Annotated in this window: 18 protein-coding genes and 1 pseudogene; 5 read left to right on the forward strand and 14 right to left on the reverse strand. The window is 61.0% G+C overall.

Annotated features, from left to right (window positions below):
• Positions 1 to 732: 732 nt before the first annotated feature.
• Positions 733 to 1,323: pseudogene (locus tag D7S86_RS22115) on the forward strand (DUF1016 N-terminal domain-containing protein); the annotation flags it as partial.
• 172 nt (positions 1,324 to 1,495) lie between these two features.
• Here D7S86_RS22115 and D7S86_RS22120 read toward each other — a convergent pair.
• The 7 genes from D7S86_RS22120 to D7S86_RS22150 all read right to left on the reverse strand — a co-directional run bounded on the left by D7S86_RS22120 (position 1,496) and on the right by D7S86_RS22150 (position 13,757).
• Complete coding sequence (locus tag D7S86_RS22120) at positions 1,496 to 2,902, reverse strand: lactonase family protein (protein WP_121089419.1); 1,407 nt, start codon at positions 2,900 to 2,902, stop codon at positions 1,496 to 1,498.
• A gap of 816 nt (positions 2,903 to 3,718) precedes the next feature.
• The gene (locus D7S86_RS22125; RefSeq protein WP_158602050.1) at positions 3,719 to 6,139 is read right to left on the reverse strand and encodes a TonB-dependent siderophore receptor; all 2,421 of its coding nucleotides are present in this window, start codon (positions 6,137 to 6,139) and stop codon (positions 3,719 to 3,721) included.
• A gap of 297 nt (positions 6,140 to 6,436) precedes the next feature.
• Complete coding sequence (locus D7S86_RS22130; RefSeq protein ID WP_121089423.1) at positions 6,437 to 7,468, reverse strand: FecR family protein; 1,032 nt, start codon at positions 7,466 to 7,468, stop codon at positions 6,437 to 6,439.
• A gap of 2 nt (positions 7,469 to 7,470) precedes the next feature.
• Positions 7,471 to 7,986, reverse strand: coding sequence for a sigma-70 family RNA polymerase sigma factor (locus D7S86_RS22135; protein WP_121089425.1), 516 nt, complete (start codon positions 7,984 to 7,986; stop codon positions 7,471 to 7,473).
• A 429-nt stretch (positions 7,987 to 8,415) separates the two neighbouring features.
• Positions 8,416 to 10,425, reverse strand: a complete 2,010-nt coding sequence (gene fhuB / locus D7S86_RS22140) for a Fe(3+)-hydroxamate ABC transporter permease FhuB (protein ID WP_121089427.1) — start codon at positions 10,423 to 10,425, stop codon at positions 8,416 to 8,418.
• On the reverse strand, positions 10,422 to 11,396 hold the full coding sequence (locus D7S86_RS22145) for an ABC transporter substrate-binding protein (RefSeq protein WP_121089429.1): 975 nt from the start codon (positions 11,394 to 11,396) through the stop codon (positions 10,422 to 10,424). Before D7S86_RS22145 ends, fhuB begins: the two co-directional genes overlap by 4 nt.
• 108 nt (positions 11,397 to 11,504) lie before the next feature.
• On the reverse strand, positions 11,505 to 13,757 hold the full coding sequence (locus D7S86_RS22150) for a TonB-dependent siderophore receptor (RefSeq protein ID WP_121089431.1): 2,253 nt from the start codon (positions 13,755 to 13,757) through the stop codon (positions 11,505 to 11,507).
• A gap of 372 nt (positions 13,758 to 14,129) precedes the next feature.
• On the opposite strand from D7S86_RS22150, the gene D7S86_RS22155 reads away from it, so the two are divergent.
• Positions 14,130 to 14,915: an AraC family transcriptional regulator gene (locus tag D7S86_RS22155; RefSeq protein ID WP_121089433.1), complete on the forward strand. Its 786-nt coding sequence runs from the start codon at positions 14,130 to 14,132 to the stop codon at positions 14,913 to 14,915.
• 118 nt (positions 14,916 to 15,033) lie between these two features.
• Here the strand turns inward: D7S86_RS22155 and D7S86_RS22160 are convergent, their stop codons facing one another.
• Complete coding sequence (locus D7S86_RS22160; protein WP_121089740.1) at positions 15,034 to 15,846, reverse strand: isocitrate lyase/PEP mutase family protein; 813 nt, start codon at positions 15,844 to 15,846, stop codon at positions 15,034 to 15,036.
• 175 nt (positions 15,847 to 16,021) lie between these two features.
• The gene (locus D7S86_RS22165; RefSeq protein WP_121089435.1) at positions 16,022 to 17,200 is read right to left on the reverse strand and encodes an MFS transporter; all 1,179 of its coding nucleotides are present in this window, start codon (positions 17,198 to 17,200) and stop codon (positions 16,022 to 16,024) included.
• 146 nt (positions 17,201 to 17,346) lie between these two features.
• Between D7S86_RS22165 and D7S86_RS22170 the strand changes: the two genes are divergently transcribed.
• On the forward strand, positions 17,347 to 17,865 hold the full coding sequence (locus D7S86_RS22170) for a winged helix-turn-helix transcriptional regulator (protein ID WP_121089438.1): 519 nt from the start codon (positions 17,347 to 17,349) through the stop codon (positions 17,863 to 17,865).
• 3 nt (positions 17,866 to 17,868) lie between these two features.
• On the opposite strand, the gene D7S86_RS22175 is transcribed toward D7S86_RS22170, so the two are convergent.
• A complete protein-coding gene (locus tag D7S86_RS22175) occupies positions 17,869 to 18,882 on the reverse strand; it encodes a LysR family transcriptional regulator (protein ID WP_240648345.1) in 1,014 nt (337 codons plus the stop codon).
• A 400-nt stretch (positions 18,883 to 19,282) separates the two neighbouring features.
• Between D7S86_RS22175 and D7S86_RS22180 the strand changes: the two genes are divergently transcribed.
• Entirely contained in the window at positions 19,283 to 19,525 is a 243-nt protein-coding gene (locus D7S86_RS22180) for a DUF4148 domain-containing protein (RefSeq protein ID WP_121089442.1), read from the forward strand.
• 63 nt (positions 19,526 to 19,588) lie between these two features.
• Here D7S86_RS22180 and D7S86_RS22185 read toward each other — a convergent pair whose 3' ends face one another.
• On the reverse strand, positions 19,589 to 20,254 hold the full coding sequence (locus D7S86_RS22185) for a winged helix-turn-helix domain-containing protein (RefSeq protein WP_121089444.1): 666 nt from the start codon (positions 20,252 to 20,254) through the stop codon (positions 19,589 to 19,591).
• Positions 20,255 to 20,572: 318 nt separating this feature from the next.
• On the opposite strand from D7S86_RS22185, the gene D7S86_RS22190 reads away from it, so the two are divergent.
• Positions 20,573 to 21,772, forward strand: coding sequence for a porin (locus D7S86_RS22190; RefSeq protein ID WP_121089446.1), 1,200 nt, complete (start codon positions 20,573 to 20,575; stop codon positions 21,770 to 21,772).
• 106 nt (positions 21,773 to 21,878) lie between these two features.
• Here the strand turns inward: D7S86_RS22190 and D7S86_RS22195 are convergent, their stop codons facing one another.
• From D7S86_RS22195 to D7S86_RS22205, 3 genes are read right to left on the reverse strand one after another with little or no spacing between them, the layout of a single operon-like run.
• Positions 21,879 to 22,895: an alpha/beta fold hydrolase gene (locus D7S86_RS22195; RefSeq protein WP_121089448.1), complete on the reverse strand. Its 1,017-nt coding sequence runs from the start codon at positions 22,893 to 22,895 to the stop codon at positions 21,879 to 21,881.
• Positions 22,896 to 22,946: 51 nt separating this feature from the next.
• Positions 22,947 to 24,146, reverse strand: coding sequence for an ABC transporter ATP-binding protein (locus D7S86_RS22200; RefSeq protein WP_121089451.1), 1,200 nt, complete (start codon positions 24,144 to 24,146; stop codon positions 22,947 to 22,949).
• Positions 24,147 to 24,197: 51 nt separating this feature from the next.
• Entirely contained in the window at positions 24,198 to 25,070 is an 873-nt protein-coding gene (locus tag D7S86_RS22205) for an ABC transporter permease (RefSeq protein WP_121089454.1), read from the reverse strand.
• Between the last annotated feature and the right edge of the window lie 2 nt (positions 25,071 to 25,072).

Raw genomic sequence — 25,072 nt, forward strand, 5'->3', positions numbered from 1 at the left:
TCGACATTCGCAAAATCACACCGACTCCGTAAGCCAGAGCTATAACTCGCGGGGGACACACGCTCGGCACTCTGATGAAGGAAATTCGCTTCGTTTAGTGCTGAGCGTGCCTTCGGGCCGCGACGAGAAGCACAATAATCACAATGCCATTCGTCGGCCGTGCAAGCGAACCTCCGATCGAGAAATCGGGCGTCCGCTTTCCATTTAGGCTGAGACGTCCCGTGACGTTGGTCAAACGCCTGCTATGGGTCGGTTGCGCCGACTGCGGCGGACCGTGACCGGCCAGGATCGGTCTCACGCATAGCGGCGCTGTACGACCACAGTCCCGCCGGCAACAGTCATCTAGGCAAGTCCCTTTGAAAGCCAGCGTGCGCCCTGCAATTGACGTCGGGCGCTGGCGTTGACAGCCGTACAGGTCGCGAGCTCGCCGAATATTGACGATCACATTGATCCGAGTGTGGGCGGGCAGATATTCCCAACTGATTCAGTCGGTGACGACGCGCGAGGATTGAGCGCTCGGGTACCGGCAGAACGATGCGGCGCGCCCCGTGGATGCACAGCGAATTTATGAGCGAAATATGAAAGTATGTGGCGGCGCTGGCGCGATACCTTCAGGGTTTCGCCTGAACCGCACCATACGATGAACAGTCAAGTATGCATAGGCCTGATGGCCTGTGACACCGCGCGAAAGAGGGCCAAGCACGCGGATACCGAATCTTGACGTACTTGGAAATCGGGCCGGTCGAGTACACAAAACTTCACAACGAAGTCACGCAAGTTGTTGAGTCCGCACGCCGCGCGGCCGCGCGCAACGTCAACTCAATCATGACAGCGGCGTATTGGGAGGTTGGGCGACGTATCGTGAGCTGCGAGCAAAATGGACAATCGCGTGCTGGATACGGCCAGGCGTTGATTGCAAGATTGGCCGACGACCTCACGCGTCGCTTTGGACGTGGCTTTGGGCCTGCAAATTTGGCCAACATGCGCGCGTTCTATAGCGCTTGGCCTGAGGACGAAATTTTCCAGACGCCGTCTGGAAAATTGGTGGCTACCGATACACGTTCGATGGGTTCCCTAGGAGCGCGACAGTCTGACAAAGTCGCCGACGCGTCGACCATCTCACCGCGCTGTTTGCATTTGATGGCTCGATTCAAGTTGCCGTGGTCCGCCTACGTGCGTCTGCTCTCCTTGAAAACGAAAGACGCGCGCGCCTTTTACGAAACGGAAGCGCTTCGCGAAGGCTGGTCAGTGCGACAACTCGATCGCCAGATCGGCAGCCAGCTTTATGAGCGATGCCTGCTATCGCGCAACAAAGCGGCGCTCGACAGTATGAAATCACCGTCTGTTCTCGTCCCCATTTGGGCCTCCGATGAGACGATCTTGCGGGTGAGTCGGCGAGGACACCGCTAAACGCGTCTGACAAGCTTGAATCCATAAAGAGCGCGCGCCGCCGGCACATATTGCGTGACAAGTACGTGCAGCGGCGGAGGGTGAGTCACGGTTGTGCGATCGCGATCGAGTACGGCGAGCTCCCCGTCGTGAACGTTCCCGTGACCAGTGTCAGCTGGCCCGTAGACGCGTCGAGACCGAAAACGGAGACCGAGTTGCCCGTTGTATTTGCCGTCAATACGAGGTTGCCCGCCGGGTTCAACGCGATCGAAAGCGGACCGTCACCTGCCGCAAAGGGACTGTTCGCAACGGCGGTCAACACGCCAGTGCTTGAGCTGATCTGATGGACCGAAACATTGTTGTCTGGCCCATTTGCTTGCACCGCCAAGGTGCCTGTGGAGTTGATCGCCACCGAATACGGTGTGGTTGCCCCTGTGTCGTCGAACGGACTTCCTGCTACGGATGTCAGTACGCCGTTTGCGTCGACGTTAAAGGCGAAGATTGACATCTCGCCCGGACTCGCAACCAGTATCAGGGTGCCCGCGGGATTCACTGACACGGCGTAAGGATTGAATACCGTCCCAACTGAACTTTCCGTCACGGGTGTGAGCTGGCCGGTTTCCGTGTTGATGCTGAAAACCGAGAGCGAGTTGCCCGTTGCGTTCGCCACGAACGCCAGGGTGCCCGCTGGGTTCACCGCCACGGATTGCGGCCCTTGACCTGTGGCGAAGGGGCTGCCGCTCACTTCTGTCAATTGGCCGGAGGAAGCGTCGACACTGAACACCGAGACGTTGTTGGCGGTGCTATTCGTCACAAACGCGAGTGTGCCAGCGGGGTTCAACGCGACCGAGGTCGGTCCGCCTTGCGTCGCAAATGGACTTCCCGTGACGGGCGTGAGCGCGCCGCTTGTGGCGTCGATCTGAAATACGGAAACGTCGGAATCGTCCGAATTCGTGACGAACGCCAAGGTGCCGGCCGCATTGACGGCCACGGCAGAGGGGGCTTGCCCTGCATCGAATGGGCTGCCCGTCACAGGCGTCATCACGCCCGAGTTGGGGTCGACGATAAAGGCGGAAACGTTGTTGCTAACGTTGTTGGCCACATAGGCGAATAGATTTCCGGCGGCGCAACTGACGTCGATCGTGCTCACGTCGTTGTTGGAAATCGACCCCGAGCCCTGAGCGATCGTACACACCTGATGGAGCGGATTTGCGCCGACGGTCACGGCGTAGGTTTCGCCGGCCGTGAGCGTCGCGGCAAACGTGAAGGCCCCATTGCTCGACACGCTGAGGTTGTTGCCGCCGTTGTCTCGCAGCACCAGCGTGGTCCCTGAGGCCAAGCCTGATACGGTGCCACCAACCGTAAAGGTGGGCGCGGTGGGGCTGCTTGCGGACGTGGATGACGCCGTGCCGTCACTGCCTCCGCATGAGGCGATGAGGAAGGCCAGGGATACCCCCGCGAACAATCGAAGCCAGCGCGCTGACGACATCCGAATAGCATCCGTTGTTTTCATCTGTCTGATCCCTATGCGCTAGGTCGCATGATCGAATGACCCGACGGCGGGCCCTTCGAGCACTCTGCGGTTTGACAGCGAGCCGCACGCACCGCGTCGATATTGTGACCCCGCGACGCCCCCCGTTTTTTGCGCGACGTTACCCAATCTTCAGGGAGAGCGCCATACGCTAAATTGGGTAGATTGCGCGCCGAGTTCGAGCGCGCGCGGGCAACGCTTTCGCTGAAGATCGCGGACAAGTCGGTAGCAGGGTGACGGTGTTCCACAGTCGCTTGTCACGCTTTCTACGGTCCAATTCAAGTCGAGGAACGGACAATCAACAGTGAGCGGCGATGGTCCGTTCGGGGTCGTCAAGCGTCAGCCGATGAGGCGCTGACGGGTTTGAGTGTCGTGGCGGTGCCAAAGTCGGTCGACGTGAACGGATGACAAGAAACACGAACCGAATAACCGACATGGAAAATCGTAATTCGGTGCCATGGGCAGTTGTTGCCAAAGGAATCGACCATGTCGTGCGCGGCGGTCTAAGGAAACCCGGCGATCATGTTTAGCAGCACGGCACGATCCCTCAGTCGACACGTCGCGATCTGTAAGTTGAGGTTGTCATGAAGTGCGCACGCTCAGCGGGTGACGCGGGGGGCGTTGCTGCACCCACACGTGTCGTGCGCGAGGCTGGATCGAGCCTACGCCGCCGCTATCGGATGGGCTATTGGAAAGTGGCGAATCTCGAACCAGCGCGGCCGGCCCGCTCAACCGCGCCGCAGCTCCGCTGAGCGCCGCCTATCCCGTGCACCCCACCCGATTCAGATCAGCCCACACTCACCAGTCGTATTTCGCCGTTGCGATGACCGAACGTTCGAGGCCGTAATAGCAGCCGTTGACGCAGGTCTGCACGTACTTGCGATCGAGGAGATTTTGCGCGTTGAGCCCGAGCGTGACGCCGCGCAGGCGCGGGTCGATCCGGCTCAGGTCGTAGTGAAGCGCGAGGTCCACGATGGTGAACGACGCGACCCGCTCGGTGTTGGATTGATCGAGCGTCGAGCCCGTGAAGCGCACGCCGAGCCCGAGACCGAGACCCGCGAGTGGGCCGCGGTGCAGATCGTATTCACCCCATGCCGAAACGGCGTTCAGCGGTACCGCGTAAATCCGGTACCCCTGGTCGCCATTGTTCGATTTGGCCACCACGGCATGCGTGTAGGTATACGAAGCAATGATCTTGAAGTCTTCCGTCAGATTGGCGCGTGCTTCGAGTTCGGCGCCGCGCGAGCGCACCTCGCCGGTCTGGATGCTGTTGTCGGGGTTATTCGGGTCCTGAGTGAGCTCATGTTGCTGACGGATGTCGAACAGCGAGGCTGTCACGAGCAAATCGGTGTTCTTCGGCTGATATTTGATGCCGATTTCGTATTGCTGGCCTGTCGTAGGCACGAAGGCTTGCCCGTACGCATTGGTGCCGACAGTGGGTTGAAACGAGGTCGAATAGCTCGCGTACGGCGCAATGCCGTTATCGAACAGATAGAGCAGGCCCGCACGCCATGTGAACGCATGATCGTGCTGGGTGCTCGAGGTATTTGCGATCTCGTCGTCCGTCGACGTGCTCGCGGCGTCCTCGCGCACGCCGAGCGTCGCGAACCAGTGACCGATGTTGAGCTGATCCTGTGCGTAGACGCCGACCTGATTGATCGACTGACGGTTGCGCAAATAGTAGTCGCTGTCCGTATACGCCGGCAGCGTCATCGTATAGTTCGGATTCAGGATGTCCTGCGAAGGCGCATCCGCATCCGCTTCGAGATCGTGCGTGACCGTGTGCTGGTAATCGAGGCCGAACAGCACCTTGTGCTTGAGCGGGCCCGTGTCGAACGTGGCCTGCGCCTGGTTGTCGAGCACGAAGCTATTGTCGGTGCTCTCGTCCATGAATTTGTCGCGCACCAGACTCGTGCCAGAGAGACTGTCGCCCTGGACGCTGTCGAACTCGAAGCCGATATGCTGGAACCGCAGGTTCTGGCGGACCGTCCAGACATCGTTGAAAACGTGCTGGAACTGATAGCCGATATAAGCCTGAGTGCTCGATGTCGTGTTGAAGCCGAGATCGCCCGAGTAGAAATCATAGGGAATCTGGCCCGCCGCATTCGGTAATACCGTGCCAAGCGCGGGCAGCTTGTTCCAGAAGCCCATGTTCGGATCGCGACGATAGTCGGCCATCAGCGTGAATGTGGTCGCGGCATCGGGCTTCCAGGTGATGGACGGCGCAATCTCGAGCCGCTTGTTGCGCGTGTTGTCGACCTGCGAGCCCGTGTCGAGTCCCACCGCCGTGAGCCGGTACAGCCATCGATGATCGGCATCGAGCGGGCCGCTGAAGTCGAAGCCCGCGCTCAAATGGCCCCAGTTGCCCACCTGCGTGAAGATTTCGTGAAGCGGCTCGTCGGTCGGCTTCTTCGTGACATAGCTGACCAGCCCCCCCGGCGAAAGCTGCCCGTAGAGGACCGATGCGGGTCCTTTCAGAATTTCGATGCGGTCGAGCATGTACGGATCGTAGGCGGCTGCGATAAACGTGCCGTTGACGAGCGGCAGGCCGTCCAGGTATTCGGTGCGTCCGATGCCGCGCACGACGGTCTGCGAATCGAGCTTGGTATCGGCGCCGTTCATGTCGGTGACGACGCCGGTCGAATACCGGAACGCCTGATTGACGCTCGTGTTGACGCCCTGATCGTCCATTTGGTCGCGCGTGATCTCGCTCACTGTTTGCGGCGTCACGAGCAGCGGCGTATCCGTTTTCGTCGCGACGGTACTGCGCTGCGCGACATAGCCCACGCCCGGGCCGTCGGGATTTTGCGCGTCGGCGCCCGCGTTGACGTTGACGGTCGGCAGGCGCACCTCGTCGGGCACAAGCGGCGGCGCACTGACCGGCGCGGGCACGAGTGTGTAGCCGGCGTCGGTCTTGCCGATCGCATAGCCGCTGCCGGCCAGCAGCGTATCGAAGCCCTGTTCGATGCCGTAGGTGCCGTGCAGACCCTGGCTCGTGCGGCCTTTGAGCCGGTCTGCGTCATATGACAGCGCGACGTGCGATTGCTGGGCGAAACGCGCGAGCGTATCGATCAGATCGCCGGCCGGGATGTCGTAGGTCGCGTCCGCCGGTGCGGCTTCGGCGCGTGCCGATGTATCGAGCAGCGCGGGTGCCGGACCCAGCAGCGCGATTTGCACGGCGAGCACGGCGGCACGCTGGCGCAGCGTGGGGCGAGGCATGGGAACGGCGGTTAAGCGGCGGGCCTGCATGATGAGCGGAGTCCTCTGTCGTTGAGATCGGGCGTCGATCGACGAAAGCAGGCGCTGACCCACGCAGGTACCCGTTAGCGGTGAACCGGGTCCGGAGGGACCTTGCTTGACGCGGCGTCGCGGCCCATGTTTTCGTCGTTTCAGAGAGGTAGGACGGACGAGATTTCAAAACGCGAACCCGCGCCCGTCAGGTCGCGACTCAATTGATGGGGCTGAACGGGCTGAGGCGAGTCAGTGGTGTGGGCGAATCGCGCCGATCGAAGGCATTCAGCGGGCCGGCGCATCGATGATCACGAGCCACGGCGTGAACTCGCGAATCCGGATCATCGGCAGGCTGTCGGCGAGCAGTTGCAGGGACCGGTCCGTGTCGTCGAGCGGCAGCACCGCCGCGACGTTGAGCCCCTCGATTTGCGCGCGGTCGTAGACGATGGCGCCGCGTCGATACCGATTGAGCTCATCGAGTACCTCCGGCAGCGGCCGGTTGCGTACGACGAGGTCGTGCGAGGCCCAGGCCGCTTCGAGGCTGCGCGCATCAACGGGTTCGAGCGGACCCGTGCCGTCGGCCGTGATCCGCAGATGCTGGCCGGCCTCGACGAATACCGCCTCGTTGCTATTCGCCCGGATCTCGGCCTTGGTCTGTACCGCGACCCGCGATTGCAGCATGCTGAGGTCGGTGACGCCGTCGTGCCGCTCGACGACAAAGCGCGTACCGAGAGCGCGAATCGTGCCTTCGCCAGTTTCGACGACGAACGGCCGCTCCACGTCATGCGCGACTTCGACGAGGATCTCGCCCTGTACGAGCGCGAGCGTGCGTCGCTTCGTATCGAAGCGGATATCGACCGCGCTGTCTGCGGCAAGCGTGATGCGCGAGCCATCGGGCAGCGTTTGCGTTTGCCAGTGTCCCGTGCTCGTGCGCAGATCGGCGCTCAGATAGGCCAGCGGGTTGTGCGCGATCCATAGCCAGGTGGGCAGGCCGATCGCGCAGGCGAGGGCAATCGACGCGATCACCTTGCGCGCTCGCGCCGGGCGTGCGCGTCGCGCGGCGTTCAGCGCGCTGCGCGCCGGGCCCGGGCGTCCGCCCGCTACGGTGCGAACCTGCTCGATACGACCGACGAGATCCTGCATGCGTGCGGCAGCCCGTGCATGGCGCGGGTCTTCACGCGTCCAGGCCTCGAAGTCCGCGCGCAGTTGCTCGCGTTCGGCGTCACTGCCCGCACCGAGCCGCACGATCCATTCGGCGGCCTGGGCCGTGATCGCGTCGGGTATGGCGTTGCGGGACGTGGAGGTGGACCGCTCCATCGTCAGCAGTCGAAAATCCGGTGACAGCAGAGCAGTGCCCGCGTCAGATACTTTTGAACCATGCGTATGGAGATACCCATACGCGTGGCGACATTCGCCTGGCTTTCGCCATCGACGTAGTGCAGTTGAAACGCCTCGCGCGCTTTCTCCGGCAACGCTTCGAAAACCCGCACGAGTTCATGGAGCGCATCCACCGCCGCGAGCACGGCTTCGGGGCTGGCCATTTCGCAGGTCGACGCGTGCGCAGCGGCGAGTTCGGACAGGTACACCTGTTCGATACGTTGGCGCCGGCTATGGTCGATCAACAGGCGCCGCGCTGTCGTCGCGAGAAACGCGCGCGGCTCGGCAATACCGATCAGCAGATCGCGCGCGCCGAGAATCCGCACGAACGTATCGTGCGCGATATCGGCGGCCAGTTCGCCGCAGCCGACCTTTTTGCGCAACCAGCCTCTAAGCCAACCATGGTGATCGCTGTAAAGCTCGCTGAGCGCCGAGCTGGGGCTGTCGAGTCGGGTCACGATGGCGGCGTCGAATATGCAAATGAGAATTATTATTGATTATAACGAGGCAAGCCCACGCGGTCCATCGCCACATCCAATGCGTCGCCAATCCATTGGCGCTAGGCAAATGCGCTTTCGATGAACGTCGGGTTTGACACTGTGCACTGTGGATTCAACCCGTCGATGCAACACACTTGAGCCCGTATGAACGGCAGGCGTCTTGCCATGAAGCAAAGCCGACGGATTGACTATTCGGACCGAGATCGGCCGGATGCGGGCCCGTCGCAGCCTTTCGGCGACGGGATACGGTCGACCGTCGTCGGCTTGAAAGCAGCCGCGCTTGATTCGATCACACGGCATGGATGGCTTCGGCCGTCATCGGCTCGTTGCCGAACTGTTTAAGTCGCGTGGTCACGACTCACGGCTCGCCGCACGGTTTAGCAGCGGTTACTTTTGCCTCCATAGGAGGACCAGGAAATACGGTCCGCCGACAAATATCGCCAGCAATCCTGCCGGCACCTGGTTCGGATACAACAGATTCCGGCCCGCCCAGTCTGCGAGAACCAGTAATGCCGCGCCCAATGTCGCAGCACAGAGTGTCTGCGATATGCCGCGTCGAAAACCGGCCATCCTGGCCAGGTGCGGAGCCATCAGACCAATAAATGAAATGGGACCGACGATCACGGTTGCCGCTCCAGTAGCCGATGCGCAAAGCAACAGCATCAGCGTCCTGTCGCGGCGGACATGTACACCCAAAGAACATGCAGCCGGTTCGCCCATAAACAGAATGTCCATCGGCCGAGCGATAAACGGAATCATGCTCGCGCAGACCGCGAGCAGGCCCAAGGCAAGCAGGGCCGTCGGCCTTTGTACGGCATAGGTCGAACCCGACATCCATGCCGCGAGAAACGACATGCGCGGATCGCCGCTCGCCATCAGCAACGAAACGATGCTGCCCAGTAAGGTTGTCATGATGACGCCGGTCAACACGAGCCGTCCCGGCGAAAGCGTCGCACGCAAGGTCGCTGCGAACACCATGACCGTCGCAATGGCGGCGCCGAAACTGGCCGCTGCAATCTGGAGTCCTTGTGCGGCTACAGGCATGACAAACATGAGGACAATCAGGCCGAGTGAGGCACCGGACGAGATACCCAGGATTTCAGGGCTCGCCATCGGATTTCGGGTCATTCGCTGCATCAGGACGCCGGCCAGACCCAACAGGCCGCCCGCTGCCGCGGCGCCACCGATGCGCGGACCGCGCAACGGAATCATAAAGCGCACGTGCGACCATGTTTCCCAGTCCCAGGCGCCCAGCGTGCGATTGAACGATGCAGCAACCACGATCAGCGCGAGTAGCGCGCCTGCGCCCGCAACGCCCCAGACTTGTGTGTGTCGCCGCGAGATGCGTGGAGTAGGCGTCGGCGCAGTCGACAAGGGCCCGACCTCGCGCACGCTGCGCATCAAGAAGAGAAGCAGCGGCGCACCGATGAGCGCCGTCACCGAACCAGTCGGAAGTTCGTTGCCGGGAGTACTCCACAACTGCACGCAATTGTCGGCCAGCCAAAGTAACCCTGCCGATATGAGCGATGCCCATATCAGCCGCTGCCGCAGTGTTCGTGCTCCGCTAAGACGCGCAAGCCACGGGCCCGTCAACCCGACAAAACCGATGATGCCGACCGAGCTGACGACAGCGGCAGCTAACGCTGAAGCGATCGTCAGCGCTAAGGTGCGGATCAGGCGCGGAGACGAGCCGACACTGCGCGCGCTTTCGTCTCCAAGTTCGAGCACGGCAAGCGGCCGATAGATCCATGTCACGAACAGCATGCCCGCGGCGCACTCGCTGAACAGGTGCGCCGCGTTCGCCCAACCGTTCTGATACAGACTGCCGCTTTGCCAAAGAAAGACAGAAACGAGATTGTCCCCGAAGAACAACATCAGAACCGATGTCGCCGCGCCCGCCGACAGCGTGGCGAGTAATCCTCCAAGGATCAGGCTGATCGAAGAGAACGCATGTCGCCATGCAATCGATATCACGATACCGAGGCCCGCGAGTCCGCCTATCATGGCCACCCAATCGCGGCCATAGACAAGCAAGCTTGGAAACCACAGCGAGACGATGACCAGCGAAAGGCTGGCACCGGCCGATACGCCGAGGGTCGTCGGATCCGCGAGCGGGTTCCGCAACACATGCTGAAGGACCGCGCCGGCCAGCCCCAAGGCGGCGCCCGCAATCAGAGACACGGCACACCGAGGAAGAAACAGAAACTGCACCGTCAGCACGCGCATATCGCCGACATTCCGATGTGCGAACAGGGCGGCCCACTGGGCAACAGGCAACGCATGCGACAAATCGATTGCCGCCGCCCACGCGGCAAGCGTCGCCAGAATCAGCACGACATGCTCCGGCCGCAGCGACCGTCTGCGTGCATGTCGGCAATGCGTCGCGGTGCCCGTCATGCGCGCCCTCGAGCCAACATCGACGCCTGAAAGTGCTCGGCAAACTGAACGGCGGTGGGTAATGCGCCCATCGGGTCGAACAGAGCGATGGGGTAGACCCGGCGCTCCCGCACCATCGGGAGTCGGGGCCAGACTGGACTGTGCGCAAGTTGCGCCAATGCGGCGACGGTCTGCTCGCCGTAGTCGATATACAGGAGATCGGCCTCCGGCACGGTCGCGAGCTGATCGAGTCCGATCTGCGCACAACCGTAAGTGTTCGTATGCCCAGTCCACGCGCTCTCGAATCCGATCCGCTGCATGACGTCGTAGGTCACGCTGTTGCGCGCATACAGCAAGATGCTCCGACCCGAAGGATCAAGCTGCGCGATCAACACGGGGCGCTTGGCGTATCCGTGCATTTGCTTACGGATCGTCTGCAAACGTTCATCTGTCCATTGCCGGAAATGGCGCGCTTCATCGACACGACCGATACGCTGTGCGAGTCGAAACATTTCCGCGCTGGCGCGTTCGACAAACTCCGCACGGCCGCCGTCGCCATAAATCTCCATCACGAAGACTGGGGCGACCTGTTCGAGAACGCCCTTGAGACTCGCGCTCATGGCTTCGATGACGACAAGGTCCGGTTGAAGCTCGCGGAGTATCTCGAGATTGGGCTCGAACGGGTACCCGATATCCACGGCATCCTGCGACAGGGGCGGCGTTCCGCCGATCGCTGCGTAAATGCTCGGGGAGCCGACAGCAAGCGGTGATACGCCTAGCGAGAGTAACGTCTCGGTGCCGATGCGGTCAGGCGTCGCCACGCGCACGGCAGGGTGTGCCGTCCGCGCGGGATTCGCGGCCCATGCGCCTGGCGCGACCGCCGACAGCAAAAGCGCGCGCAGTACGTCGCGTCTTGTGACCTTCCGGACTCTCATTTCAGTGATGCGCTCATCTACGATTCGATGGTGATTCGAGCCAAGCCCGATCGGCATGATCGATCAAGCGAAAATGCCCTGCCGGATTGTGCATCGGGCAGGGCGGCGCTAGAGGACGAGCATGTTCCGCGAAAACGTCGGAACTGCTCTGGACTCAAATCTTCGTCACAGCGAAGCGCGCAAGGTGAACAGCACCTCTCGGCGATCGCCGTAGAAAAGGCTCCCGGTACTCGCAATGGATTCGTAGTATTGGCGATCGAAAAGATTCGTCACGTTGATCGATGCGGACAGGTTTTTGTTGATCTGGTAACCCAGTCGCAGATCCACCGTGGCATATCCCCCCTGGCGGACTGTTCCGATACCGTCCGTGGCGCTGATACCGCTTGAAACATATGTACCGCCGCCCAGCGAGAACCTGTGGAGTTCGCCCGGCAGACGATAGTCGGTCCACAGCTTCAACAGGTGCTTGGGCGAAATCGCGGAAAAACCGATGTAATCGGGATTGACGCTCGCGTCCATGTAGTACGTATCCGTATACGTGTACCCGGCGAAAACCGACCAGTCTGATGTGATGTATCCCGTCGCCGTTGTTTCGACGCCGCGGCTGCGCGCCTTGCCCGTCGCGATGTAAAAACCTTCGTCGGGATAACGCGGGTCCGACATCCCCCGGTTTTTCTCCGTCAATTGGAACACCGCCAGCGAGGTGTTCAGGCGGCCATTCATATAGTCGCCCTTCACGCCGACTTCATATTGCTCGCCTTCGATCGGCTTGATGATGTTGCCCGATGCATCCGTCTCTGTTTGAGGAACGAAGATCGACGTGTAGCTCGCGTAGAGCGAGTATTGATCGTTCAGGTCATAGATCAGCCCGGCGTAGGGCGTGACTTTGCCTGTCACGCTGCTGTGCGAGTTGGTGTCGCCAAACGGATTTTCGGCCGCATCTGGCGTGTATGTTTCATTCCACCATGTCGCACGCAGGCCAAGCACCAGCGTCAGAGGATCGGCGAGGCTGAAGCGCGCGTTTCCATAAAGACCATATTGATTCGTCAGCGTGTTCCGTCCGTAGACAGGACCATCGAAGGCGGGCTCGGCGGAGAGATTCGAATAAAGGCTCCCGGTAAATTCGCAGAAATTGCCCGAGCTGCCGAGCAGCGCGTTATCGCTGGCGCCGCAGTAGTAATTGGTCTGCGTCAGACTCTCTCTCTCGTAGCTCGCCCCCACGGTCAGTTGATGCTGACGGCCAAACAGCGTGAACGGCCCGTTCGCCATCAGGTTAACGGACTCCTGCTTATCGTCGAAATTGAACTTGTCGGAACTGAACGTCACTTGATTGTCCGAACTGACGTTCGTGAGCAATGTTTCGTTGAGGAGCGAGTACCGGTTCTCGAGATAGTTGAAGTCGAGATTCGCTTTCCAGCCGCCGCCGAGTTTTTGCTCGATGCCGGCGAATGCCGTCGTGATATCCGATGAGTCGTGATTCCAGGGCGCGCCGAAGTAGGTCGAACGGGAAACAGGCACGGGCGCGTAGTTGTCGTACACCGGATCGCCGTTCCAGGACGCTTTCTGGTCAATCCGTTCGTAACTCGCTCCCACGCGTACCGTCGTATCGCGCGCGATGTCTGCTTCGAGTGTTCCGTATACCGATTTATCGCGCTTCCAGGTCGAATCCTGCAGCAGATCCTGATAGCTGTCGCTGGCCACCACCCGGCCGCGTAACGTGCCGGCCGCATTGATCGGTCCGCCGATATCGACATCGCCGCCAAGATGGCTGCTTGTGCCGCCATAGATTTCGGCGTTTGCGCTGAAAGTCGAAGGCGCGCGCTTGCGGACCAGATTGATCGAACCGCCAGGGCTACCGAAACCATTCAGCAGGCCGTCAGGACCATTCAGTACCTCGACGCGGTCGTACATGACAAGGCTCGGGGCGATCGATGCCAGATTCTGCGTGGTCGGCATTCCGTCGAGCAGCCATGTGTCGATCGGGAATCCGCGCGCGTAGTAATTCGAACGGTCCGAATCCCCATGAAACACGGTGACGCCTGGCGCATAGGTCATGGCGTCATCGAGCGTGCGCATGCTTTGCTGCTGGATTTGCTCCTGGGGAATCACGGTGACCGATTGCGGAATTTCGCGTTGACTCAACGGTATTTTCGAGCCGACGGTCGTTGTGGGATTCACGGCGTCCGCGACGGTGTCGCGATTGGCGTTCACTGTAACGGTCGGCAGCGTGGGGACCGGTACATCCTGGCTCGATGCCGCCGCTCCCGACGGTGCCGACTGTGCGGGCGTGCCCGGCGCATCGCTTGATTGGGCATGCACTGTTGCCGTGAGCGCGATGCCCGCAGCCAGCGCGCTCGCTGTCGACAAATACCGTCTGCCCGCATTCGTCCGCAATCGTCGAATTTTCCTGTGTGTCATACCCCGTTCCTACTGATTTCCAATATCCAAAAATGAATCGGCGCGTTGCACCGACTCGCCACTGAAAGAAGCGTTGTTTGTAGGAACAGTTTTGTATTTATCGATGGGCACGACCCCGAAGCCACGGGACTTCGCATGGCTACGGCAAACCGCTTGCATCGGCGCCTGGACAGATCATTCGGCTTGAAATCGATGCGCTCGAAGGACGGTAATGAGAATCATTAAAACATCGAGCGCCTTGATCCCCGCTGTCGGCGGTACGAAAGGATAGCCGTTTAGCTTACCGAAAGGTCGAAACAGAGCGACGATTTTTGGAACAAAATCTTCGTTTTATCGCTATGATGGCGAAATATCGAAAACTGGAAATCGAGGATGAAAGAGTTCCTTGTGAAGCAGTACCCAAGAAGCCGGGAACGTATCTCACGACCGGTTTTTGCCGCGGTTTCTCGCTATGAACATCAGGATGTTTCAGTCTGGCATCAGCATTCCTACGGCCAACTGGCGTTCTCGATTCGGGGCGTCGTTCGGATGTTGACGCCGACGCGCACGTGGACGCTGCCGCCTTCGCGGGCGATATGGCTTCCGTCTTATGTCGACCATGAATTGCACGCGGTAGGAAGGTCTGAACTTTGCAACGTGTACATTGAACCCGAGGTGTTTCCGTGGTCCTGGTCAAAGCCGACCATCATCACCATCACGCCGCTACTGCGTGAGCTGGCGATCCTCGTGAGCGAAGGCGGGGAAGCATACAGTCCGGATAGCCGCGCCGAGCGTGCAGCCTCGCTGCTGCTGGAAGTTCTTGCCGAGCAGCCTGCCTTGCCTGAAAGCGGAATCCCTCTCCCACGTGACGAGCGATTGCTGGAAATTTGCTCGCGCTCGCTAGCTAACCCGGCAAGCAATCAATCGCTGGATGTCTGGGGCGAGAAATTCGGCGCGACCGGAAGAACGCTCGCAAACCGCTTCCGGGAAGAAACGGGGCTGACTTTCGGCCTCTGGCAGCGCCAACTGCGCGTCGCAGAAGCCATCACGCGGCTTGCGAACGGTCAGACCGTGACAAAAGTGGCAGCCGATCTGGGCTACAGCACCTCGAGTGCATTCATCGCGATGTTCCGACAAGCCACAGGCGACTCTCCACAGCACTACCTGGAGCCGAGGTAGTGGCTGTGCGAGCCGCACCCGTTCTTGTCTGTTGCGCCGGTTTGTATCTGCTCAAGCGTCATCATCGGTCGGGGAAAAGCAGCGATCGCGTGAACGAGGTACAAGCGTATGACCTCTTTCAGGTTTTTGACGTCACGTCGAAGAGACGTTGAATCGTCGAGTAGGGCAATGCATTGGCGACGATTGCATCCGAGCGACCGCTTTGCAGAAAGTTTTTTGCCAGTTCCTGCACGGTACCGAACACCACCTGCGAAATCGCGCCGCCCGCGCTGAGACGTCGAACGCCAAGTCGTCCGAGCGTCTCGGCATCGGCGAGCCCGGGCAATGCCATTACATTCAACGGTACGCTGATCGCTCCAACGATCTTCATGATGTCGGCGGGATCGGCGAGCGCGGGTAAGAACAGGCCGTCGGCCCCTGCCGATGCATAGCGTTTTCCTCGCGCAATCGACTCGTCCGCTTGCTTCGGCTTGTCGACCAGATTCGCGAGCACGACATCGCTGCGCGCATTGATGAACAGGTCTGCGCCCGCCTTCGAAACGGCATCGCGGATCGCCTCGATTTTGGCGGCAAGCATGGAAGGCGCATCGGGACCGTCTTCGATATTGATGCCGGCGATGCCGAGCTCGACCAATCGCATGACGTGGTCTGCGACGGCTTGCGGATCGTCGGAATAACCGTTCTCGATATCGACCGACAACGGCACGCTCACGACTCGAAGGATCCGACGCACGGAACCCACGACTTCATCGACCGGCAATCGACGGCCGTCCTGATAGCCGAGCGCCCACGCGAAACCCGCGCTTGTCGTTGCGACTGCCGTCGCGCCAAGTGACTCCACGAGCCGAGCGCTGCCCGCGTCCCATGCGTTCGGGAGCCGCAGCGGCGTCGAATTGTCGTGCAATTGACGAAATGAACTTGCCTTAGACATGGTGATTCTCCACGAGTCAAAAAAAGAAAACCCATTCGGCCGCAGACGCACGTGAGCCGCATGCACCGCCGTATCCTCCGCGTTCGCATCGGTTTCTTCGTGTCGTTGTTTCGCGAGCGCGACGGTCAACATCGCGTGCTCCGCGGCCAGTCCGACGAGCATGACGCATCCGATCTCACGCCGCTGCGGGACCTTCCATGCCGCGCTTTGCGACCGACGCGATACGCAGGCTCGCGAGTTCGGACATGCCGATCGCGAGGACGACCAGCACACCGGCCAGCAGCCCGAGGTTGTGACCGCCGATGGCGGGAATCGCGGCCGCGCCGAGCGCGCCGGCAATCGATACGCCGATATAGGTGCCCGATGTATTGAGGCCGACCAGCACGGACGTCATCGACGGATTGATGCTGGCGAGACGGAACTGCTGCGGCACGAGCACACCCCACGCGCAAGCGCCCCAGATCGTGACCGCAATGGCCGCGCTCCACAGATGCGCGCCGGACCAGGGCATCGTCAGGATCGCGGCGGCGACCACGGTCAGTTTTGCGATCACGACCTTGCGCGAGCCGATCCTGTCGAGCACGCGTCCGGTCAGCAAATTGGAGACGGTACCGGCGAGACCCCACAGCACGAGCAGCGCGCCAAGGACCATCGGCCGGTTATCGACCGCACGATCGAACACGACCGAGAAGTAGCTGAATACGATGAACGTACCCACTTGAGAGAGCACTGTCGTCGCAAGCGTGAGTCCGACGCGCGAATCGGCGAGCGGGGCGACGCGCTTGGCCAACGAAATGCGCGGCGGCACCGGGACTTCAGGCATGAACACCCAGATTCCCGCGAATGCGCCTGCACCGAGCGCGGCGACAAACACCATCGTCCAACGCCAGCTCGCGAGACCGCCGATCACCGCGCCGATGGGCGAGCCGAGCGCGGTCGCCGTCGTCAGGCCGGCAACAATGATCGACAACGCGTAGCCGCGCCGCTCGGGCGGCACGAGCATCGCACCGGTGCCGCTCGCGGTCGGCGAGAACATCGCCGCGCCCAGGCCGGCAAGCGCGCGTGTGACCAACGCCAAACCGAGGTTCGGCGCGACGATGGTGCCGAGATTCGCGACGACGAATAAGCCGATGCCGCCCAACAGCAGTCGCTTGCGCGCGACGTTCGCGGCCAGCGCCGCGATGGTCGGTCCGAACAGCGCATAGACGAGCGCGTAAACCGTGATCATTTGGCCGGCTGCGCCGATGCTCGTGTGGAAGCTCGTCGACAGCTCCGGCAGGATGCCGGCAAAGACGAAGCTGTCGGTGCCCAGCGCGAACATCCCTAGCGCGAGTGTCAGTAGGCGTCGGTCCATGTCTGTTTCCTTGAAAGTCGTTCTATAAGTTGCGTGACGAAACTATAGGGAAGAGGGTTGCGTCATGCTACTGTCCGGACCGGGAAGCTGTTCCCCGGAAATTGGGGAAGTTGCATCACGAAACTTGAAGTAGGATGGCCCGCACTATGTATAGAAAACGCTTTGACGGCATGGAGTGCTCGATCGCTCGGGCCCTCGACGAGGTCGGTGAATGGTGGACGCTATTGATCGTGCGCGAGTGCACGCAGGGCAGTCAGCGCTTCGACGAGTTTCAAAGCGGGCTCGGCATCGCGCGAAACGTATTGACGGCGCGGCTTGAGCGGCTCATCGAACTGAAGATCATCGAGCGCTTTCCGCTTCCCGAGCGTGCGAACACGTTCGGATATCGGCTGACCGCCAAAGGGACCGATCTGTATCCGGTGCTGGTTGCGTTGATGCAATGGGGTGACCGATGGCTCGCGCCGCGCGGGAAACCCCGTATCCAGCTTCTGGAGCATGCGAGCGGGGAGCCCGTCGAAGTGATCGGCGTGCGCGGACCCGGCGGGCAGGATCTGGCGTTTCATGAAGTCCGTTACGCGCCGGGGCCCGGCGCGACCAAGACGACGCATGCCGTGATCGACGATCGCAATGCGCGCGTTCTCGGCGATGAAGAAGACGAGGCGTGAAGCCTAATTGCGATTCTGCTTGCCGAACCCGGAGAGCGATGCTCTGAGCTTGGGTGCCGCGAAGTCGATGAAGTGTCGAAGTCTGGCAGCCATCAAGTCTCGCGAAACGTGCACGAGATGAACCGGCACCGGATCCACCTCGAACTCGGGGAGCAGTACCTTGAGCTGCCCATTTCTGAGTGCTTCATCGGCATCATGCTCGAACACCAGCGTCAAGCCGACGCCATCGACGGCGGCGCTGACTGCTGCGTCCGGCGTGGTGACTTCAAGCCGTGGCGCCATGTCGAGCGTCAGCAGCTTGCCGGTCGATGGGATGCGAAAGCGCCACGGCGAAAGATAGGGGCTATTGAAAACGACGCATGAATATCGGATGAGTTCATCCGGCTCATGCGGTGCGGGATGACGTTCGAGGAAGGCCGGGCTCGCACACAGGATCGGCCGAAGATAACCGATGCGCGTGGCGATCAGACTGCTGTCGGCCAGTTCGCCGATGCGTACCGCCAGATCAGCGTGCGAATCGATCAGATCGAGGTTGCGGTCGGACAGGAGCAGGCGCGCGGTGATGTCCGGATACGCTGCCAGGAACGGATTGATGACAGGCAGCACATGCAGGCGGCCGAGTTGCACCGGCGCGGTCACGACGAGTTCGCCTCGTGCCGTATGCGACGCGCCGCTCGCCTCGTGTTCCTGCTCGCGAACCATCTCGAGGATCTTGCGCGCCGCGGCGACATAGGACGTGCCGGCGTCCGTGAGCGTCAGCTTGCGCGTCGTGCGGATCAGCAGGCGCGTGCCGAGCATGTCTTCAAGATCGGCGACCTTGCGCGCGAGCGTGCTGGCGGGCATTTTCAGCTCCCGGGCCGCGGCGGAGAGGCTCCCGGAATTCACCGTGCTCAGCAGACATTCCATGGCTTCCAGTCGATCCAACTTGCGCGCCCCGGTCGGTTGAGTGGTCGGTATTGTAGGAGAACCGTGCCTTCGATTACAGCGCGGCGTCCGTGAAACCCGGCAGAGCGTCAACTGACCGCCACGTCCCCTTCGCTCGACTGGGCCGGGCGGAGGGTATCGCAACAGTGACCAGGCTGACGCGCGCGCGACGACCCATCGCAACCGCCGTTATTTCTGGAATCGCGTGGTCTTAGTACGCCGGGCAGATCACGAAGTGATCGCTCAACGCGGTGACAAACCAGCCAGCCAAAGCTCCCGCGACGCCAGGACGCACACTTGCGTCGGCGTGAGACGTGCAACGTTCATCCAGTAAAGCGGCGAGAAGACCCGCGCTTTATTCATTCACGCCACGGGCACGCTGCCAGCCAATATATATAAATGGTGAAAATAGATTAACTTGAACCGTCATATTTTTTGACCATACTGAATACTGAGATTCCGGAAGTTAATTTATCTCAACAGGAGTGCAATCATGAAATTGACGATTTCCGTTTTAGCCCTGGCCGGGTTGTGCTCGGTATCGGTTGCCGCATTCGCGGATTCAAATGCGCCGACACTAACCCGATCCGAAGTGAACGAGCAATTGAAACAAGCGTTTTTGCACGATACACGCGCGGTGGACGAAGCGAACTCCTATCCTGATCCCGATATCGATCGCAGATATGTCGCGAAGCTTCGGCAAAAGGCGTTTGGCCCGGCGTTGGCGAGCCAATAATCAGTTCAATTCTCCATTTCACCCAGGTATTTCCGCGGCCCATTTGATGGGCCGCGCTTTCGATCAGCATGTCGGAGCGAAGCGATATCCAACTCCGCGCACGGCGATCAGATTGGCTTCGAACCGTGCTTGCTGAAGCTTGCTGCGAAGCCGCGATGCAACAATCGTCAAATTGGTTCTCCGTACGTCACGTCGTCCAGGCCAGACATAACGCATGATTCGCTCCCAGGTGACGGGGTCGGCGCCGTCGCGCAGCAGGCACTCCATGAGTAACAGCTCTTGACGCGTGAGGCGGCAGATCTTGCCCCCTGCGCGATAAGTCGAGCTCTTCGTGTCCAGCGCGTCGAGCCGCGAGGCGCGTAGCGGCGAGAGTTCGCGGTGTAGCGACACAATCGCCTCGTGGAATTCGTGGAATGAAGTGGCCATGTCAAACACCGCATGAGTGCCTGGGACCATGCGCACGTCGTGTACGCGTTCGCCGCGTGTTCTGAAGATGACCGTGACCGCGTCCGACGCGCACACACGCCATGGCGCGATTCGCTCGTCGATCCAATCTGTTTCGCAGAGGACATCGGTGACCCGGATGACCACGTCGAATGTCTCGCGTGCGCAGGCTGATTCACGTTCGCTGGCCGCACCGACGACTTCCACGCTGTGTCCGATTTCGATTAACCCCTTGGCAAGATAGCGTGCTTCGGTAGTATTTACAGGGAAAATGAGAATGCGCATTCCTTATCTCTACCCTTATTTCCGAAATTCCCAGTTACGTTAAATGATCGTCCGGTGTGGTTTCATGAAAATAAAACATTGCATTTTAATTAAATTCATCTTTTGCGAATGGCATTTCTGAAACTTGACAAACCCTACGTCGATTTTGGTTGCTCGAAGTACGCACGTTAACCCTCGATTGCCATTAAGAATGATTTACACGTATTTAGTTTATGAGCTCCTGTAATTGGTCGACTATGTATTTGACTATTCGGCGCGAGGGGTGGTCGACGCCGTGACAAGTGCAATTCCACCCAATGGATATCGACGAGGAGACATATGAAGAAAGTTGCAATAGCGGCAGCGCTATTCGCGGTCGCTGCATCCGCGCAGGCGCAAAGCAGCGTGACCCTTTACGGTCGGATCGACAACGGCCTCGAATACGAGTCGGGTCTTCCGAGCGGTCATCGGTTTGCCGCCGAAAGCGGTGACTGGGGCGAGTCGTGGTTCGGATTGGAGGGGTCCGAGGATCTCGGCGGCGGCTCTCGTGCGATCTTCCAACTCGAGGCCGGGCTCAACACGCAGACCGGCGCATATAACAACGGGAGCCTGTTCGGTCGTCACGCGACCGTCGGCTTGGCGAACGACAACTGGGGGACGCTCAAGTTAGGCAACCTCGGGGCCGGTGAGCTCTCGCAAGATAGTTGGGATATCGATCCGCAGGTCATGCAGAAATACGCGATCGCGACCTTGGTACGCGGTCGCAACTGGGCGCAAGCGGGCAACGGCTTCGAGTACACGACGCCGACGCTTGCCGGCCTCGTCATCAAGGGGCAATACGATCTCGGGAACAGCTCCTCGTGGAACTTGGGCAACAGCGGTCCCGGACAACTCGGCAACGCGCCGGGTTCCGGACTGCCGGGGAGTACTCAGGGGCGCTCCGATGGCTTGAAAGTCCAGTACACGACATCAGGTCTCGAACTGCTTGCGATGTACGACGAAATTCGCGATGGAAACGGCGAGTTCGACAACGTGTATCTGAACTCGCGCTCGATCATGGCGGGCGGGACCGCCACGTTCGGTCCCGTGAAGGTTTACGTCGGGTATCAGCACCTGAGCGCGCCAGACGCGTCGGACGTCGGCGTCTATGGGACTGCAGGGGTCCCGTCGGCGTTGCCGGATGGCGTGTCGTTGCCGACGGCCGTCGACCACGAATGGCTGGGTGCGGCATGGCAGGCGATGCCCGCAACGCTTGTCACCGCCGCGGTGTATCACGCCAATGCCAACAACGGTAACGGCAACGCGACGATGGCCACGCTTGCGGGGACGTATAACCTGTCCAAGCGCACCTTCATCTACACCGAGTTCGGTTATCTGCATAACAGCGCGACGTCAAACATCGGTCTCGGCAACGGTTACAGCGATCCGTACGGCGCGAATATCAACAACGATCCTGTGACGGGTAATGCAGCGAGCACCGCGCCCAATTATGGTCACAGCCAGACCGGCGTCTTCGCGGGGATCATGACCGCGTTCTGATGGCCGTTCGGCGCCCCGCACCTGACTACGATGCGGGGCCGTCAGCGTAGACCTGTCTCGGATCGGCCGTGCCCGCGGCGTCGTGCGCCGAGGGCACGTGCGCGACTCAACTGGCGAGCAGTTCCTTCAGCGCCTGGTCCAGCACCTCGATGTCATCCGGGCTCGTACCGGGGCCGCCGGCGAAGTGGCCCCACGACGTCTCGACGACGCGCAGTTCCGCGTTCGGCATATGCTTGACCTCGAACTCGTTGTCGGCCACCGGGAAGTACAGGTCCGTCGAACTCGGCATCACGATGGCCTTGGCCTTGATCGCCGACAGCGCCTTGACGAGGTCGCCGCCGAACAGCGGGTTGTGACTGATGTCGCCGTTTTGCCAGGTCCACAGCATGCCCAGCAGATTGTTCGCATCCTTGGCGAGCAGCCAGCCTTCCCAGAAACTCACCAGAAAGTCTTCGAGCGAGGCATAGCCCAACGCGTCGAGGTCCATGTGATCGCGATAGAACTTCTGCGACAGGCCCCAACCCGCATAGACACGCGCGGCCGCGCGCAAGCCCTTGACCGGCTGCTTCTCGTACCAACCGTCGAGGAACGCCGCGTCGGCTTGCAGGGCGGCCTTCACGCCTTCGAGAAACACGAAGTTGTGGCGCGAACACTTGGCCGATCCCTGGAACGGCAGAATCCGTTCGACCATGTCGGGGTACATCGCGCCCCAGTGATAGGTCTGCAGCGCGCCCATCGACCAGCCCGTGACCAGGGCGATCTTCTCGATGCCGAACGCTTCGGTGACCAGCCGCCATTGCAATTGCACATTGTCGTAGGCGGTCACGCGCGGAAAGCGTGCCGCGTCATACGGCGCGGGCGTATTGCTCGGCGATGACGAAAGCCCGTTGTTGAGCATGTTCGGCACGATGATGAAATACTTGTCCGGGTCCAGGGCCTTGCCGGCGCCGATCAGCCACTCGTTCTCGTAGTGCTGGCCCGAGTACCAGGTCGGGTAGACGATGACGTTGTCCTTTGCGGCGTTCAATTCGCCGTATGTCTTGTACGCAAGCTTCGCGTCGGGAATCGTCATGCCGGATTGCAGCTTCACATCGCCAAGATCAAACAGCTTGTAGTCCATCATTTACGTGCTCCGTGGGTAGCGTGGAATCGAAGGGGAGATAAGGACTGGACGTCAAGCGTCGCAAAGGTAGTGCGCATCCTGGATCGACCAGTGGCACATCGCGCGCTGACCGACGACGACCGGTGCGCGGAGGAAGACGCTGTCCTCGACATAGGCCGAGAATTCGCCGTCCTCGGCATCGAGCTTGAGGCCGATCTTCAAATGGGTGCCCTGATATTCGACCGTATGCACGACACCGCAGACGCTGTTGATCGGCGCGCGGCGCGAGTCGTCGAAGCTTTCGACGAGAATGCGGTCGCGCCGCACGGCGAACGCGAGACGCTCGCCGATCCGTACCGAATGATTCGGCATGCTCAGCGCGAAGCGCACGTCGTCCGCGCTGGTGAGCGTGCCGACATCGCCGGCGACGTTGGCCAACATGCCGTGCAAGACGTTTTGCCCGCCGATGAAGTTCGCGACATAGCTCGATACCGGCTCGGCGTAGATGTCGCGCGGCGTCGCCGACTGCGCAATCCGGCCTTTTTCCATCACGACGACCTGATCGGCGACCGCAATGGCTTCGAGCTGCGTGTGCGTGACGTGAATGAAGGTGATGCCGAGCTCGATCTGCATATCGCGCAGTTCGCTGCGCATTTGCAGACGCAGGAATTCGTCGAGCGCGGAGAGCGGTTCGTCGAGCAGCAGCACGGCGGGGCGCATGATGATCGCGCGCGCCAACGCGACGCGCTGCTGCTGGCCGCCCGACAACTGACCCGGCAGGCGATCTGCGAGCGCGCCGAGCTGCACCTGCTCGATGACGCGGTCCGCTTCATAGCGACGCTCGCGCTTGCCGACACCCCGCACTCGCAGCGAGAACGCGATATTGTCGCGGACCGACAGATGCGGAAACAGCGCGTAGTTCTGAAACATCATCGCCGTGCCGCGCTCGCGCGGCGTCATGCCGACGACATTTTTCCCATCGATCAACAGCGAACCGCGGGTCGGGCTTTCGTGGCCCGCGATCATGCGCAGGATCGTTGTCTTGCCGCATCCGCTCGGGCCCAGAAGACAGCAATAGGTCCCTGCTTCAATATGCAGGTCGATGCCGCTGACCGCCGTCGCGCCATCCGCATAGCGCTTTTCGACGCCGGCCAGATCGATCGCGCCGCATCGTTCCGACTGGGCGGGCGATGCCGGCCGCGCGGTGGCTTCCCGCGTCTTCGCATTCGTTGGTGTCGTTGCCGTGGTATTCGTCGCAGTACTCGTTGACATCCTCAACACTCCATGATTGAAACGTGGACTCGCATGGCGCGCGCTCGGCGTTTAGCGCTTCGCGCGACGGCGCTGTATCAGCACGATCGAGCCCAACGCGATGCCGATCACCAGAAACGAGAGCGCCGTCGTGAGCGTGCCCAGCGCGTAAATCGAAGGCGAGGTGACGTTCTGCGTCATGCTCCAAATCTCGATCGGCACCGTGTTGCTCTGACCGGTGGTCTGAAGCGTGCGGGCGAATTCGTCGTAGGACAGCGTGAAGCCGAAGAGCGCAATGGCGATCAGGCCAGGCAGCAGGATCGGCAGCACCACCATGCGCAGCGTCTGCCAGTCGTTGGCGCCGAGGTCGCGCGACGCTTCTTCGAGCGACGGGTTGAAGCGCCCGAAGATGGCGAACGTGATGAGGATGCCGAATGGCAGGGTCCAGGTCAGTTGTGCACCCAGCGCGGACGAATACCAATCGGGTTGCCAGCCGAGCAAGTTGAACATGAGGCCGATGCCGATGCCGAGCAGATAGCCTGGCGCCGTGAGACTGACGATCAGCGCGTAGAAGATCGCGCTGCTGCCGAAGAAGCGGCGGCGAAAGGCCATGCCCGCGGCCACCGATACGACGACCGTGATGGCCATCACCATCACGGCAAGCGGGAGCGAACGCGACAACGCACCGCCGAGGTCGGCGCCGCCGCCGTCGAACAATTGCGTGAACCAGTAAAGACTCACGCCGCGCATCGGAAACGACAGCGCGCCCTGCGGCCCCTGGAATGACAGCACGAACATGCAGATCATCGGGCCGTAGAGAAAGGCCAGATACACGACGAAGAACAACGCCAGCGCGTAGAAGGTCCACGGACGCCGGGTGCGCACCTTGCCGACGGGTTGCGCCTGGTCCGGCGTGTGAGCAGGTGGCGAGAGATCGATGGACATGT

Origin of the sequence: Pararobbsia silviterrae, assembly GCF_003628125.1 — a bacterium.
In the GTDB taxonomy this organism is placed as follows: Bacteria; Pseudomonadota; Gammaproteobacteria; order Burkholderiales; family Burkholderiaceae; genus Pararobbsia; species Pararobbsia silviterrae.

Coding starts and splice junctions, on each gene's coding strand:
- D7S86_RS22120 (WP_121089419.1), bottom strand. CDS start 2,902: ATGAAAACAACGGATGCTATTCGGATGTCGTCAGCGCGCTGGCTTCGA.
- D7S86_RS22125 (WP_158602050.1), bottom strand. CDS start 6,139: ATGCCTCGCCCCACGCTGCGCCAGCGTGCCGCCGTGCTCGCCGTGCAA.
- D7S86_RS22130 (WP_121089423.1), bottom strand. CDS start 7,468: ATGGAGCGGTCCACCTCCACGTCCCGCAACGCCATACCCGACGCGATC.
- fhuB (WP_121089427.1), bottom strand. CDS start 10,425: ATGACGGGCACCGCGACGCATTGCCGACATGCACGCAGACGGTCGCTG.
- D7S86_RS22145 (WP_121089429.1), bottom strand. CDS start 11,396: ATGCCGATCGGGCTTGGCTCGAATCACCATCGAATCGTAGATGAGCGC.
- D7S86_RS22150 (WP_121089431.1), bottom strand. CDS start 13,757: ATGACACACAGGAAAATTCGACGATTGCGGACGAATGCGGGCAGACGG.
- D7S86_RS22155 (WP_121089433.1), top strand. CDS start 14,130: ATGAAAGAGTTCCTTGTGAAGCAGTACCCAAGAAGCCGGGAACGTATC.
- D7S86_RS22160 (WP_121089740.1), bottom strand. CDS start 15,846: ATGTCTAAGGCAAGTTCATTTCGTCAATTGCACGACAATTCGACGCCG.
- D7S86_RS22165 (WP_121089435.1), bottom strand. CDS start 17,200: ATGGACCGACGCCTACTGACACTCGCGCTAGGGATGTTCGCGCTGGGC.
- D7S86_RS22170 (WP_121089438.1), top strand. CDS start 17,347: ATGTATAGAAAACGCTTTGACGGCATGGAGTGCTCGATCGCTCGGGCC.
- D7S86_RS22180 (WP_121089442.1), top strand. CDS start 19,283: ATGAAATTGACGATTTCCGTTTTAGCCCTGGCCGGGTTGTGCTCGGTA.
- D7S86_RS22185 (WP_121089444.1), bottom strand. CDS start 20,254: ATGCGCATTCTCATTTTCCCTGTAAATACTACCGAAGCACGCTATCTT.
- D7S86_RS22190 (WP_121089446.1), top strand. CDS start 20,573: ATGAAGAAAGTTGCAATAGCGGCAGCGCTATTCGCGGTCGCTGCATCC.
- D7S86_RS22195 (WP_121089448.1), bottom strand. CDS start 22,895: ATGATGGACTACAAGCTGTTTGATCTTGGCGATGTGAAGCTGCAATCC.
- D7S86_RS22200 (WP_121089451.1), bottom strand. CDS start 24,146: ATGTCAACGAGTACTGCGACGAATACCACGGCAACGACACCAACGAAT.
- D7S86_RS22205 (WP_121089454.1), bottom strand. CDS start 25,070: ATGTCCATCGATCTCTCGCCACCTGCTCACACGCCGGACCAGGCGCAA.